The 15,433-nt window shown below is 57.7% G+C and carries 6 protein-coding genes; 1 reads left to right on the forward strand and 5 read right to left on the reverse strand.

Annotated elements, in window-relative coordinates; all coding sequences use genetic code 11:
• Positions 1-38: 38 nt before the first annotated feature.
• From CKW14_RS16730 to CKW14_RS16750, 5 genes are all read right to left on the reverse strand, one after another.
• Entirely contained in the window at positions 39-10,823 is a 10,785-nt protein-coding gene (locus tag CKW14_RS16730; RefSeq protein WP_095125693.1) for a deaminase domain-containing protein, read from the reverse strand.
• 24 nt (positions 10,824-10,847) lie between these two features.
• The gene (locus tag CKW14_RS16735; RefSeq protein ID WP_095125694.1) at positions 10,848-12,554 is read right to left on the reverse strand and encodes a ShlB/FhaC/HecB family hemolysin secretion/activation protein; all 1,707 of its coding nucleotides are present in this window, start codon (positions 12,552-12,554) and stop codon (positions 10,848-10,850) included.
• Positions 12,555-12,709: 155 nt separating this feature from the next.
• Entirely contained in the window at positions 12,710-13,120 is a 411-nt protein-coding gene (locus CKW14_RS16740; RefSeq protein ID WP_095050056.1) for a lipocalin family protein, read from the reverse strand.
• A gap of 48 nt (positions 13,121-13,168) precedes the next feature.
• A complete protein-coding gene (locus tag CKW14_RS16745) occupies positions 13,169-13,717 on the reverse strand; it encodes a hypothetical protein (RefSeq protein WP_095125771.1) in 549 nt (182 codons plus the stop codon).
• Positions 13,718-13,814: 97 nt separating this feature from the next.
• Positions 13,815-14,264, reverse strand: a complete 450-nt coding sequence (locus CKW14_RS16750; protein ID WP_095125772.1) for a helix-turn-helix domain-containing protein — start codon at positions 14,262-14,264, stop codon at positions 13,815-13,817.
• Between the two features lie 186 nt (positions 14,265-14,450).
• Between CKW14_RS16750 and CKW14_RS16755 the strand changes: the two genes are divergently transcribed.
• Complete coding sequence (locus tag CKW14_RS16755; protein ID WP_095125695.1) at positions 14,451-15,269, forward strand: alpha/beta fold hydrolase; 819 nt, start codon at positions 14,451-14,453, stop codon at positions 15,267-15,269.
• Positions 15,270-15,433: the final 164 nt, after the last annotated feature.

The following is a 15,433-nucleotide window of genomic DNA, read 5'->3' on the forward strand; positions in this document are numbered from 1 at the left end:
TTTTTATTTCCTGATACGAAACCCGATACTGTTCCACTTTATTGACCCACCTTAAGAGGACGCATGACAACTCCCTTATTATCTAATACATCGACTCTAATATTTGAATATCTACTCTTGAACTGTTCAACCACACCAAGACAGCTACTACATGCGGGGCGCTCTGTAAATATGGTAACGACACCACTGGCACTGTAACGGTCACCTAGCAACTGTGCAAGTCTATCCAGAATTTTTGCTTCTGAGTCTCCAGACCTCGGTATTAGCACTCCAGATTTATTGGGAACAAGTTGGGTCTGGAACAAACCACTTCCTTCACCAACAATTCCCTGAGCCTGTTGTGCTGAATTAGGGGTATTAATTCTACTGTGTGCTGCCATTTGAGAGGGCAAACCTTCGACTTTGATATCTGCAACAGCCATATTTCCTTCACCCTTTAGCTTAGAGGGCAATGTTGCTCGAATATCCGCTATTTTCTGGGCCAGTAGATGTGTATCGATGCTCGTCGCAAAGCCTTCCACTCCAAAGGTACTGCCCGGCTTGGGATTTACCACCGGAATTTCACCAATACCCGAACCCTTCGGCGACCGAACATCCGGAATCCCCGCCCCAGCGATCGCCAGCGCGCCGACCACGATGTTTCCAGCTGCGTTCCAAAGGTCACCATTAAGCGCCTGTCGCGCTCCAGCGCCTACCTGTAGAACGCCGTCGGCCGCGGCTGCCAAACGAACGCTGGTACCCAGTGGGCCGGTCAATCCGTAGAGTGCCGGGCCTCCAATATTAGATAGGCCCTGCTGTTCGTTGTTGATACGTAGATAGCCCTGCGCATCCTTGTAAATCAATTCGTTTTCGGTTTTTGGTCTGATCCAGGCGAGTTGATCAAACCAGCCATCCAGTTGGGCACGCATCGCATCCGCGAATGCGTTTTTTGCTTCGGTTGTACCTGCATACAAATAAACGCCCGTGGTGGTTGGACCTTCGCTATACAGTTGCGTAACCAGCCGTTTTACCGAGTCCACGGTAGCGCCGGGTTTACTCAACATGTCCGCTGCGTACACTTGCATGTAAGCATTCAGTTCTACGGACTCTGCAGGAGTAAGCGAGCTTCTGTCTGAATGAAACTTAGCTAATAGATTGTCACTACGGTGATCGGCCCCCTCTAGCTTCACCAGTTGTCTGGCAGGGTCGATTCCGTTGGTCTCGTTGAACTCTTTCCGTGCACGATCACGCTCGGCCTGCGCATGATCACCAAGAAAGTTGTATTGCGTTGCGTTCGCTGCGACTGCCGCCGCTGTGCCCGCATCGCCGCCAGACATCGTAGCGCCAAGCACCCCCACAATTTGTGAAAGAGCGAGGATATTGGCTTGAGCCTGGTTGTATTCAGGAGAACCCTTCACATAGGACGAAGGAAGCAGCTTTTCTCCCAGCAGCCCGACCAATACCTCGTTGGCGCCTCCGGCAATGGCACCGGTACGGAAATCGCCCCCCATCGCTTCGGCCAACAAGCCTCCCAACCCCGCGTGCAGTGCGATTTTGGACAGACTGATGTCGGGGCCCATATCACCTATTTTTCCGGCCCCGATTGCGCCACCAATACTTGCCGCCGTACCCGCAGCTGAACTGGCAAGATTGTCTTTGAAATTCCCGCCGTAGACTGCGGTTTTGATCAATGCGTCAGCACCGACCTTCATCGCGATGAGCTTGTAGCTCTCAGTATTGAACCCCATCGAACTGGGGTTGTAATTAAGCCCCTGAGCAACTCCGGCAGATCCCGCAGACACGACATAACTTTTAATTGCCTCTTTCGAGGTAACGTCTTTTAGGACTCTGCTCAAATTACCGCGATTATTAACGGTACTAACTGTCGCTGTTGTCGCGATATTCACCGCCACTGACTGCATCATCGTGCTGATGCCAGCCATGGCTGGACCCATCACGGCTGCCAGTGCAATTGCAATAATCAATTGCGATGCAGGCCCAAGTCCCGAGTTCTCGTATTTGAATGACTCGTGGATTTCCTTCACCTTCCGCCAATCGATATCCCCGCGCGCTTCAGCCTGTTTTAGCCAGGCAAGCTGCGGATCGGCCTTGACCATTGCATCAATTGTCTGACTGACACTTTGCTGGTCGACATGCTTGATATCGATTTTCAGGCCTTCGACAGCCTTGATGGTTAGCTTGCCCGCCGCGATCAAGTGGCTCTGGCGCAGTGTTTCGTCCGTCTTACCGCGCCCTTTTGATGAGGTCCAGAAAGCATCACCGTTGCTCTTGGTATGACTCTCATCATGAAGATCCTTAACCCCTTCGAAAACGATCGTTCCACCGCTTTCGAGCGTGATGTCCTTCCCACTTTCAAGCGTCGCCACTTGGTAAAGCTGATCGCCTTTGCTGACCAAAGAAAGGTTGCCACCGGCCCTGATTTCGGAGCCAACATGCTTGTTGTCGGTCACCTCATCGTGCTTCGTCTTCAGCTTGCCGAAGCTACCCTTCTTCTTCATGTCATACAGCGAGTAATCGGTATCCTGCGCAGCAAGGATATCCAGACGATCACCCGCCACCAGGTAGGCTTCATCGCCAGCAGTGACACGACTGGACACTACCGCGAGGTTTTGTCCCGCCGCCAGCGACACGTCGCCACCCGCCGTAATGCCGGACATGACCTGAGTGACATGATCTTCCTGACGCTTCTCTTTCTTGTTCTTGGATCTGGAGTGTTCTTCATCTGCCGCCGAGCTGATCAGCATGTTCTCTGCCGCCGACATCGCCACATCACGCTTGGCATCGATCTCACTGGCAATCACATTGATGTCGCGCTTGGCCTCAGCCTTGAAGTCACGTCCGGCATCGATATCGGCGGCAAGTTGAGTGATATCACTGCTACTTGCCCTTGAACCCAACGAAACGCTGTCGTTGACCTGCACGGAGACCACGTTGACATCACGCCCGGCATTCAACGTCATGTCCTGACCGCTTTTCAGCACGCCGCCGATGACGTTGATGTCGTTGGCCGCTTTGACAGTCAGGTCATTGGCCGCCTCAATACGCGCTGCGTTATCGGCAAAGTCCTGATGCCGGGTAACTGAGCCGTATTGGTTGTCCATCGAAGTGATGGTCCGTTCGTTGATCACGTCGCCGGTGCGGGTGGTCAGGCTGACGTCCTTGCCGGCAATGATGCCGCCGGCCTTGTTGACGATATTGTTGGTGGCCAGCAAGTCCAGACGATTGCCCGCCTCGATCGAGCCACTGTTGACCAGGTCCTTGCCCGCCGTGGCGGAGAGGTTGTTGGTGGCTTTAAGCGTGCCGACGTTGTCGAGGTTTTCCCCGGCGATCAGCGTCACATCGTTACCGGCAATCAATGCCCCGGTCGGTCCGAGACGGCCGCTGGCTTGCGCCAGATACACCACCGGCACCAGCACTTTTTCGCCATTTACTTCGTGCTCTTCGAGCCAGACGATGTCGTGGGTCAGCGCGGCGACTTGCTGCGACGTGAGGCCCACACCGACCGACAGGTTGAGCGCGTCCTTGCTGGCGATGGCGTTGTTCATCAGGTACTTGAACATGCCCTCGTTGGAGGTCTGGCCGTCGAGGAAAGCCTGCCCCGTGCGTGCAGTGACGGCTTGCTGGATCAGGCGCTGCTCATAGAGACCATCGCCCAGGCGCTTGGCACTCTGGTCGGGGTCGTAGCCCAGTTTGTCGAGCAGATAATCGGAACTCATGAACGACTTAAGGTCGGTGAGTACCGGGTTGGTTTCGATCAGGTATTTGTGCGCGTTGGACGGTGCCTTCGTGTCCGGCAGGCCGGTGACGCGGGTCACCGGGCGGTTGTCGATCGAGTCTTTGGCGTCGTTACCAACACTCGGCGTGCGACGGAATGTATCGACTGCGCGGGTGCTGTCGGAGACCTGAGCCGGCGCGTCAATAAACAGATTGCGCGGACCGCCAGTGGTCGCGACGGCCACATGGTCCTGAGCACTGATCGCGCCACCACCGACAGTCCAGGTCGGCGCTGGGCCGTTGCCGGACGACGCGGCGCTGCTGCCCTGCCCGCTCAAACGAAACAGGCCGTTTTCACCGGTGGGCAGGGAGAAGCCCGGCAAGCTCAGCGGATTGACTTGCTGCTGCGCAAGATCTGGCGGCAATTGGCTGTTGATGCGGACAACGGTGGTGCCACTCTTGCCGACGTTGGTGTCGGCGATTTTGTTAGTACCGCCAGCGGAGCTGTAGTCCTCATGGATAACGCTGTTTTCGACTTCCCGGGTGGCCGTGATCGAGACTTTGCCGCCCGCTTGGATGACCGCGTTGCGACTGGTGACTGTACCGGTGGAGCCGGTGCTGTCAGTGGGTAGCTCGATGGCATCGCCTTGCTGATATGGCGCCAGTTCGCTCGGTAACGCAACCAGGTTATTGGGGTTGTACAGCGATGGCATCGAGGTTTCAAAGCCATATTTCAGCCCCGATAGCCCCCGACCATACTTGCGATCACTAACGATTTCGCCTGTTTCACTGTCTGTGAGAATAACGACTCGAAAGGTCTCTCCGTCTCGCCCGCCCTCCCTTTTACTGCCTGATTTCGCGATGGCTTTGCGCACCGTGCTATCAGGGGCGAGGTAATACACATACGGAAAATCGGGGTTGTTGTGCTGGTTGTAAGGCGCAACGTAGTTGGCCATGAAATTTTCCGTGCTGCCGCCCCCCATTTCAAAGGCGTAATTGCGGGTGACTTCGATAGTTCCGCTTTTTGCGCCAATGTTCTTCAGGCTCACGGCGTTAATATCGACGTTGCCACCGGCTGCCACGGTGCTTTTACTGTTGAGAAACGTGCCTCCCTGGAACACAAAATCCTTGCCGACGTTTAGAACGGCAGAGGCACTGACGTCAGGGTCGACACTTTCATAAATCTCACGGGAAGTGAGGAAGTTGCTGAAAGTACCTCCGACGCAGTCGCCACAGCTTGCCGCGATATACCCCGATATCAGCTTGCGTTCAGCCACCGTCGTCGGGCCTTCAGTTCGGTTCTCGAACACATCGGCATTGAGTGTGAACCCGCCCACGCTCTCCATCGAGCCGGAAATGTTGTAGACCCCGGCAGCCCGCGCTGCGCCGCCATATCCACCGATCAGCACATTGCCCAGACCGTAGAAATCGCCGTGCTGGTTGGTCAGCGTGCTGACGCCGAGTGTCATGTTGTTGCCGCTGAAAATCAGCCCGCGATCGTTGAGTAATGTGGGCGTGTTGATGAACAGGTTCTGCGCCGCCCCCAGGCTACCGTAGTTGGCAACGCTGCCGGCGTTGACGGTCAGGTCTTCGCTGGAGGTGATGCGTCCCGCGTTGAGCAGTTGCCCACCGACGCTGATGGTCGATGTCGCGCCGGCGGCGAAACTGCCGCCCGCACTGAGGTTCATTTGTGCAGCGGAGAGATAAGTGCCACGCTGACTGCTCAGGCGACCGCTACCCGCATAGGTTCCGCCCAACTGCATATCGATGGAGCCATCACTGGCGATGAGTCCGTTGTTGGTCCAGTTGCCGCCCCGGGCCTGCAAAGACTCCGAAGCCAGCAGTTTGCCGCTGGCGCTCTGGCTGAATTCGCGCACGTTCACGTTCAGACGACCGGCCTGAATCGCGCTGGTGTTGTTCCAGCTATCGGCATTGAGTTCCAGCAGGCCGCCGGTGACGATGCTGCCACCCGCGCCCAGCACATTGGCCGTGGAGATATCGAATTTGCCGCGCCCAACGTGGTTGAGTTGCCCGCCGCTGTTGAGGAAGCTGCCGACCGCCAGGGTCAGGTCAGTGTTAGCGGTTTCCAGTACGCCATTGCGGTTGTCGAGCAAACCTCCAATCTGAAATGCGGTTTTGCCGGTGACGCCCAGCGAGCGCAGGCGCCCGTTCTGGTTATCGAGCGTTCCCGCTTTGACGCTCAGTTGTGTGTCGCTTTCGATGACGCCCGCGCCATTGCTTAGCGCACCACTGAGGCTGAAATCGATGCGCTCGGCGGCAATCTGTCCGCCGCTGTTATCAAGGCTTGCGCCGGTAACGCCCAACAGCTTTTTCGCATAAAGCACGCCACTGCCGTTAGTCAGCGCTGCCGTGGTGATGCTGCTGTCTGCCGCTTGCGCCGAGATCCGCCCGCCGTTGTTGTTCAGGCCTGCCAATGCCGACAGCGTCAGGCTCTGCGCCTGAATGATGCCACCCTGACGGTTGTTGTTCAGGTCGAAACCATTGCGCAGGACGCCAACCGTGCGCGCTTCCAGTGCACCCTTGATGCTGGCGAGCGTACCGCCACGGTTATCAATGTTGGCTGCCTTGATCAGCACATCACCGGTCTGGGCGATGACTTTGCCGCTCTGGTTGTCGAAATCGCCGCTGATTTCCAGAGTCAGCGCGCTGTCGCTCTGGATCGAGCCTTTGCCGTTAAGCAGCCTGGCCGCGTGCAGTTGCACATCGGCACTTTTGCTGTAGATCAGGCCGTCGGCATTGTTGCTGACGGCGCCCGAGGCGGTGATCAGTAATTGGTTATTGGCGGCGACGGTGCCCTTGTTGCTGTTGTCCAGCGAGCCGGTACGCAGGTCCAGATTTTTCTGGCTGGCGAGCTGACCGTTCTGGTTATGCAGATCGGTTACACCCTTGATCAGCAGCGGGCCGGCAGCCGCGAGTTTACCGGTGTTGTTGTTCAGCTCACCGCTCAGGTTGAGGGTGATTGCATCGTTGCTGGCGATCTGTCCACCACGGTTGTCGAGGCTCGATGCGGTGGCGTTGAAGACCTGCTCTGCATTGATCACGCCGCCGATATTGCTGAACGCCGTGCTGACGATATCCAGCGCCGCAGCACTGGCAATCAGGCCGCCCTGATTGTTATTAAGCGCACCGGCCAGCGTCAGGGTCTGCCCTGCTCCACTGCTAAGGTTGCCCTTGTCGCTGTTATCGACGCTGCCAGCATTGACGCTCAGATTGCCCTGAGCGACCACGGCACCCGCGCCGCTGTTGAGTAGCGCCCCCTTGAGATCAACAGTGACATCGGCGAACTTGCTGGATAGCGTGCCGCTGTCGCGGTTATCGAGGCTGTCGCCGCTGACCGTGAGCCCTTGCCAGCCGGACAGCAGGCCTTTCTGGTTGATCAGTCCGGTGCCCCGTACCAGCAGCTTTTCACCGCTGATGATTTTACCGGCGCTGTTGTTTATCGTTCGGGCGATGAGGTCAAAACCGAGGTTGCTGGAGACTTCGCCGTTCTGGTTACTCAGATCGCGCAGGCGCTTGAGGGTCAGCGGGCCTTTGGCGGTGAGCAGACCGTTCTGGTTGTCGAGGTCGCCGTTGGCCAGATCCACGGTGAGCGATTTGTCACTCAGCAGTCGCCCACCGTTCTGGGTCAACGAGGTCAGTGTCAGATCAACGTCACCGTTGGCGGAGACTTCGCCATCGTTGCTGGAGTCAAGACCGGTCGCCTTCAGCGTCAGGTTGCCTTTGCTGTTGATCAAACCACTGTTGCGGTTATTGAGCTCGGCACTGTCGATGTGCAGCGTTTGTGCAGCGCTGACCAACCCTCTGGCGTCGTTACGCAGTTGGCCGTCGACGGTGATGTCCAGATCGCCTCGACTGACCAGGCCACCACCGCCGTTGTTCACGCTTCCCGCGCGGACATCAATGGAAGCGGCGCCGATCATGCCCTTGACGTTATCCAGTGCTGCGGCAATGCGCAGAGTCAGGCCCTGATTGCTCAAAAGATTGCCGTTGCCGTTATCCAGACTTTGCGCGGTCAGCGTGAAGGCTTCCGCGCTGGAAATCGTCCCGCCCTGGTTGTTGACGCCGTTGAGTTGTTTGAGCAGCAGCGCGCCGGGGGCGTTGATCAAACCGCCGTTGTTCAACTGACCGTGATTCAAATCCAGGCTAAGACGCGTGTTGCTGAACAGCTTGCCGCCCTGTTGATCGAGACCTGTGACCGAAGCTGTCAGAGCGCCTTGACTACCGATAATGCCGTTACCGGCATTGGTGACCTGAGCGGCGATGAGGTTCAGGGTGTCGGCACTGCTGAGCAGGCCATTGCTGTTATCGAATGCGCCGGTGGTAACGGTGACTGCACCTTTACCGCTGAGCGTGCCCTGCTGACGGTTGTCGAGGCTGCCGCTTTCAATGACGAGTGCACCATCAGTAACAACCTTGCCGCCCTGGTTATCGATGCCACGACGGCTGACCAGTTTCAAATCGGCGGCACTGGAAAGACTGCCCTGGACGTTGTTCATCTGTGCAGTGTCGACCGTCAACGTCGATTCACTGCTGACCTTGCCCTGAGTGTTATCGAAGGCGTCGTCGGCGGTCAGGTGCATGGTTTGCTGACTGCGCAATTCACCGCCGTTGTTGGCCAGAGTACGCGCTTGCAAAGTCAAGAGCGTGCCCGCATCGATCAGGCCTTTGTTGCGGTTGAGCACTTCATCGATGGTCAGCTTCAGCGCCTTGCCGGAGAACAGCTTGCCGCCATCGCTGTTGTCGAGTTTTTTACCGGTGAGCAGCAGATCGCTGTTGGTGCTGATTTCGCCGCCACGGTTATCCATTTCACCCACGGTCAGGGTCATGGCTTTGGTTGAACCCAACAGACCGTTTTGACGATTATCAAGTTGACCGGCGTTGAGTTTGAGCACACCGGTGGCGATCAACTTACCGTTCTGGTTGTCGGCGTGCTCTGCCAGCACGCTGACGTCCGATTTGCCGGCGACGTTGCCGCCACGGTTGTCCAGAATACCCGCCGTAAGCGAGAGCTGACCGTCGGCAATCACCGTGCCCGACTGATTATCCAACGTCTTGTCGGTGGTCAACAGCAACACGCCGCGACTGCTGATCAGGCCTTCGTGGTTATCGAGACTGGCGCTGTGGCTGTCCACAGAGGCGCCGGAAATCACACCTTTGACGTTGTTCAATGCTTGCGCCATGCGTAGCGTCAAGCCTTGTTGTCCGAGGAGTTGACCATTGCTGTTGTTGAACAGGCCAGTATCAATCCGGCTGTTTTGTTTACTGATGATCAGGCCTTTTTGACTGTTGTCCAGGCTTGCACTGTTGACGGCCAATAGGCTATCGGTGCTGATCGAACCTGCCCGATTCAGCAATACTCCCGCGCTGGTGATCGTGAGCTTGCCGGCACTGCTCAGGTTGCCGGTGCTGTTATCGATACGCCCGGCGTTGAGGGTCAGCGTACCTTCACTGCTGATGACGCCGCCAGCATTGGTCAGCGCATCATCAAGCGTAATCACCAAGCCATTGAGACTGCTGAAATTGCCGCCGCTGTTGTCCAGCCTTTGGCCGGTCAGGGTCGTCGCGCCTTTGGCGGTGATCTCGCCCTTGTTGCGATTGTCGAGCAAGCCACTGACGCGCAGCGTCAGACCACCATCGCTGACCACCGAGCCGGCATCGCGGTTATCGACACTGGAGGCTTTGAGGTCTACCGCCCGCCCGGAACCGAGCACGCCATCACGGTTGTCCAGCGCTGCGCTCAGATCAATATTCAACCCGAGATCGCCAAGAATCTGACCGCTGCGGTTGTCCAGAGACCCGCCGGTGAGGGCGATGTTTTTTGCACTGAGCAAACCGTTCTGGTTGTTCAGGATGGCAGCATTGACCGTCAGATTGCGGCTGGCGAGCAAGCTCTTGCCGGTGTTGTCCAGATGCTGAGCGGTCAGGCTCAGATCGCCGCTGGCATTGCGGCTGCCGTCGGCGTTGACGCCCGCTTCGATGCTGCCGGCGTTGGTCAGTTGCCCGCCGGCGCTGAGGCTGATGCTGTCTCGGGCCGCGAGGGTCTGGCGGTTGGTCAGGTTACCTTGAGTTTGCACATTGAGCGCGGTGCCTGCATAGATCGCGCCTTGGGTATCGAGGCTGGCAGCCTTGACGTTGACGGCGCCAGTGGCCGAGGTTTCCGCGAGGCTCAACTGGCCGTTGGCGTCGAGCTGAATATCGCCGCCGCTGGCAATCAGTTTGCCGTCGAGTTTCACCCCGACCCCGCCCTCGGTGCCGACCAGTTTGATCGCGCCGGCATACATGCCGCCGAGGGCCGAGGAGTCGATGGCCAGTTGCGGCTTGCTGCTGCCGTCATCAGCACGGGCCGTAGCATTCAGAGTTTGAGCGTTGACGTCGTTGCGACCGGCAACAATCGTCAGGTTCTGCGCCTGAATTTCGGCGTTGATCTTCGCGCTGCGGGTGATGATTTCGAAGCGGTCGACGTTGGTCGCGTTAAGGCCCGCGCCCTCGATGGCCACTGAACCCTGATCAACCTGAAAGCGATCCAGACGACCGTTGTCGAGCACCGGTTTGCCGGTGGTCAGGGTTACCCGTGGCGAGTTGATAAAACCGCAACCGTTGCAGGTAATGCCATAAGGGTTGGCGACGATCACCCGCGCCGACTGCCCCGCCACTTCGGTGTAACCGCGCAACTGGCTCGGGTTGCCACTGATGACTTCGTTGAGAATCGCCTGCGCCGAACCGCTGTTCTTCAGGTTCGGGTTGTCGATGATGTGGCCGCCCAGCTGGGTCAGATTATTCTGCGTCGAGCCGTTGTTGAGGATCAGCCCCTGCGCACCGACGTTGTAGTCGTGGAACTGGTTATGCGACAGACCGCTGGCATTGGGCGTGGCGATGTTGATGATCGGCACACCGTTGCCGGCGCGGTCCAGCGAGGTATTCGGGTTGGCGACGACAATACCGTCAGCCTGCGCCCACATCGGTTGCCAGAACATGACATTGGCCAGCAGAAACGCCACCCCACGTTTGGGCATGCCCAAAAAACGTTCGCGGTCTTTTACAGCCGCAGAAGGTTGGAGCGCAAGAAATGTAAACTGGCGAACGTCCATGTCGGTGTTCTCGGAAAGTTGTTATTAGAGGAAGAAATCCAGACGGAAGTAGATCGGTGCTTCACGCTCGGTCAGCGCGTCCGGCCGTTCCAGGGAATGGGCAAAGGTCACGCTGGCGGCGACGTGCTGACCACGGGCAAACAGGTCCAGCGAATTGCTCGACATACGCCCATGCTGATTGCCGTTGTAGCGATCGCCACGGATCACACCCTGGTCGTAACCGAGGCTAGTGCCGTATTCGGAGAACACCGGTTGCAGCCACTCGACAGTCACCGGACGACTCCAGCGCAGGTCATTGCGCCAGTAACCACCGCTGTCACCGGACAGCGACTGGTCCTTATAACCACGAATCGACGACGAGCCACCAAGGCTGGTGCGCTGCGGGCTGAACAGCACGTCTTCGCTGCGCTGGCCGGTCATCAGGCTGCTGAAGCTGAAGGACTCGCCCCACAGTTTGAACGGCTGCAGGTAGCTCAGGGTGGAGGTGTATTTGCGATAGCGCGCATTCGGCTCGCCCGGGCCCGGATCATGGCTGCCTTGAGCGTCGAAGGCGCCAATGCCCTCTTGCATGCCGGCGTCAAAGTTGACGAAAGCACTGCCGACGCGGCGACCGTGGTTGAAGCCGAACTGCGCTTCGCTGATGCGGTTGCTGCTCAGTTTGAGTTTGCTGTCTTCGATGAAGTTGTTGGTGCGCAGGTACGACAGGCCAGCGCTGAGCGAAGTTTTGCTGACGGCATCGCGGTGGATCACCCGCTCGGCGCGCAACTGATGGTTTTCGCTGTCACCGGTCTGTTTGAAGTTGTAGAGGTTGGCGGCGATTTGCGAGCGGTATTCGCTCTGGCTGTAGGTGTAGCTGAACGTCCACCAGCCCCACGGCAGGCTGTAATTGAGCATGGCGTTACGGGAGGTGTGCTGATGGTCGGTCATCGCATCGTGACCACCGCGCAGGCTCAACTGATCCGCCAGGCCAAGCGGGCTGTCCCAGTCAAACGTGGTGCCCCATTGCTGTTCGCCGGTGCTGCGCTGACCGTCGTTGTTGCGCGACAGCCCGACTCGCCATGGTTTCTGCGGCGTGTTGGTGACCAGCACTGCGCTGCCACCAACGTTCTGGCCGGGCGCCAGCTCCATCTTTGCCTGATTGGATGGCAGACGATTGAGCTGATCGACCATTTGCTCGATCTCGCGCAGGTTGACCAGGTCACCGGTTTTGCCGGGAAAGGCCATGGCCAGTTCGCGCTCCGAGAGCTGGCTGTTTTCCGCCCCCTTCATGCCTTCAAGTTTGCCTTCGACCACCAGCACTTGCAGATGCCCGGTGGACAGATCCTGCTGCGGCAGGTAGGCGCGGCTGGTGACCAGGCCTTTCTCGATGTAGTGATCGGTGATGACTTTGAGCAGTTCGTTGAGCTGCGGCACACCGAGGCATTCACCGATATAGGGTTTGAGCAGACGAGTCTTGTCGCGCTCGGAAAGACTGTCGGCCCCTTTGAGTTCGATGTCTTTGATCGGGAAACAGCGGGTATCGGTGGGGGCTGCCGGTTGCGCAGGCTTGGCGTCCTTGCCGGGCAGATCCTTGAGTTCTTCGAGGCGCCGCTGCTGCTCTTCGAGCAGGCGGTTCTGGCGGTCACGGATAAGGTCAGTGTCACCGGGGGTAGGAGCGGCGACGGCAATCTGAAGTGGAGACAGGCACAGCAAAGCTACGCACAACCTCGCCACGAGGGCGGGTGAGGACATGTTCGATCCCTCGAGACGAAAGTGACATCAAAATAGTGGCGCGATATTAGATGGCCATCATTTTGACGTCAAACAATCGTTTCGACCTTTTGTCGGGTTTGTATCAAGGATTGAACAAACGGGGCCGTTGCAGCCCCGCAATGCTTCTGACTGGCTTACCCGCGAATACGGTGCTCATCAAAAGCATAATCTTCCTGGCAATCCGCCGAAGGGCCTTTCTCCACATTGACGTAATGCACCGTGTCAGCATCAGTAAGCTTGTAGGTGTAAACATCAGGCGCAGCGACGCCATTAGTTCTCAGCACACTTTTGCCATTGGTAGCTGTCCAGGTGCCATGCTCGGTTTGCACCTTCTGTGTCTGCTTGGCGTCGCGGAAAAAGGTGATGGAGAAAGTACCGTCGGCGTTGAACTGGTTTTTCCAGGACATGAACTGGCATTTGCCGTTTTCGTCGCGCTGACCTTTCCATGAACCGACCAGCGATGGGTCAACGACCGGCTTATTAGTGGCGCAGCCAGACAATGTCGCGGCCAGAATAATAAGTGCCAGGGAGAGATTCCGTTTCACAGGGTGTTTCCTTTTTTTCGATAAATTCAGTGCGCTGTGCGTGCCGACTCAACTCTTTACGAGCGTGCGCTGCCGGGGCTGAGTAACGTCATAAACGTGCTGTTCACAATGCTCACCGCTGAACTGGAACTCCACCTGGTAGACCTTGCCACGCTCGGGAGTGAAAACAGTGGTCAGCGGCCCGCAGGTATAAATACCTCCCGTAACCCGGCTGTTCGAATACCCCGAAACTTCAAAGGGCTTGTCGGCATCCGCTTGTGCCTCCACTTGCGGGAAGCGCTTGACCGTGGCGCTGTTCGCCACTTCATTGAGTTTGGCGATCCAGCCGAAAACATGGCCCCGACCTGAATCAACGACGGTGCCAAGAACCTCCATTCGACGGTCAGGGTCATCCGCACGCCGGATGGAAAACTCCACCGGATGGGTGCCACCGGAGGCTTTCATGATGACCTTGGCGTGCTGGTCATCCGTTGCCACTTTGTTCTGGCCCAGTTGAACACCATCTTTCAGCAGGCTTGGAGAAGAATCCCGAACATTGGAATGGCAGCCTGCCAGCGTAAAAATCACAGCCAGAGGCAGTAATGCGCGTTTATTCACGGACGAAGTTTCTCGATTAAGGACGGGCGCCAAGAATGACATCAAAATAGTGGCGCGATATTAGTTGGCCATCATTTTGGCGTCAAACCTTTGTTGGTCAGTGCTCAACACCCAGTCGCGTCGCAACGTCCTCCGGAGCCAGCGACCGACCATCGGCCGAGATCAATTCCAGCTTGCGAATCGGCTGACGATCCTTTGCATCAACCATCACCGACCCCGGCTCACCCGGCGCGTACATGAACTCACCGCCCCACTGCGACAGCGCGACAATCACGGTCTGCAGGGCTTTGCCGCGCTCAGTCAGCACATACTCCTTATAGGCGCCGCCGTCGGCGGCGGGCATCGCCTGCAGAATCCCCTGCTCCACCAGCCCCTTGAGGCGCGCGCTGAGCATGTTCTTGGCGATATCCAGACTCTTCTGAAAATCATTGAAGCGACAGATGCCATCCAGCGCATCACGAATGATCAACAACGACCACCAGTCGCCGATCAGGTCCAGCGTCCGGGCGACCGGGCAGGCATTGCCCTGCAGGCTTTTGCGTTTCACGTAAACGTACTCCTTCGATTCAGTGGGCGGCCGGGCGGCCTTGAGTTGCATCATACAACTCTGGCGCGGATCCACGACCGAGCCGACCTAAAACCAGCACCTGCATACAAGTAGCCGGATCGCTTTGCGTTGATAGTGAATGTCGCCATTTCGGCATCACTCGCGATCCCTGACGCAGGAGTTTCCATGAGCACCTTCACCACGCAAGACGGTACCGAGATTTACTACAAGGATTGGGGCAGCGGTAAACCTGTGCTGTTCAGCCACGGCTGGCCGCTGGATGCCGACATGTGGGAATACCAGATGGAATACCTGAGCAGCCGTGGCTATCGCACCATTGCCTTTGATCGTCGCGGTTTCGGCCGTTCCGATCAGCCGTGGACCGGATATGACTACGACACCTTCGCCGATGACATCGCGCAGCTGATCAACCATTTGGACCTGCGTGACGTGACGCTGGTGGGCTTTTCCATGGGCGGCGGCGACGTCAGCCGCTACATCGCCCGGCATGGCAGCGAGCGCGTTGCCGGTCTGGTGTTGTTGGGCGCGGTGACACCGCTGTTCGGCAAGAAAGCCGACTTCCCGCAAGGCGTCGATACTTCAGTGTTTGACGGCATCAAGGGCGGCCTGCTGCAGGATCGTGCGCAGTTCATCGCCGACTTCGCCGCGCCGTTCTACGGCACCAACCAAGGCCAGAAAGTCTCTGACGGCGTGCTCACGCAAACGCTGAATATTGCCCTGATGGCCTCGCTCAAAGGCACCGTGGATTGCGTCACGGCGTTCTCGGAAACCGACTTCCGCCCGGACATGGCCAAGATCGACGTGCCGACGCTGGTGATCCATGGCGACGGCGACCAGATCGTACCGTTCGAAACCACCGGCAAGCAGGCGGCGGCGCAGATCAAGGGCGCTGAACTGAAGGTTTACGCCGGGGCGCCACACGGTTTTGCGGTGACGCATGCACAGGCCTTGAATGAGGATCTGCTGGCATTCCTCCAGCGCTGAAAAACCCCACGAACAAGTCCGTCAGATCACTTTGACGGACTTTTTGCGGCTCTGCGTCTCGACCGAGACGATCTATCGTCGGGGCATTACCGAGTAAAAGGGAGTCGGCATTTGCTTGCGTTTTGCCGATAATGGCAACCGCACGGACTGCGTGAAGGTCCGCT

This window comes from Pseudomonas sp. Irchel s3a12 (assembly GCF_900187485.1).
GTDB lineage: Bacteria > Pseudomonadota > Gammaproteobacteria > Pseudomonadales > Pseudomonadaceae > Aquipseudomonas > Aquipseudomonas neuropathica.

Excerpts from the sequence above, each read along its gene's own strand:
- CKW14_RS16730 (WP_095125693.1), bottom strand. The coding sequence starts at position 10,823 with ATGGACGTTCGCCAGTTTACATTTCTTGCGCTCCAACCTTCTGCGGCT.
- CKW14_RS16735 (WP_095125694.1), bottom strand. The coding sequence starts at position 12,554 with ATGTCCTCACCCGCCCTCGTGGCGAGGTTGTGCGTAGCTTTGCTGTGC.
- CKW14_RS16755 (WP_095125695.1), top strand. The coding sequence starts at position 14,451 with ATGAGCACCTTCACCACGCAAGACGGTACCGAGATTTACTACAAGGAT.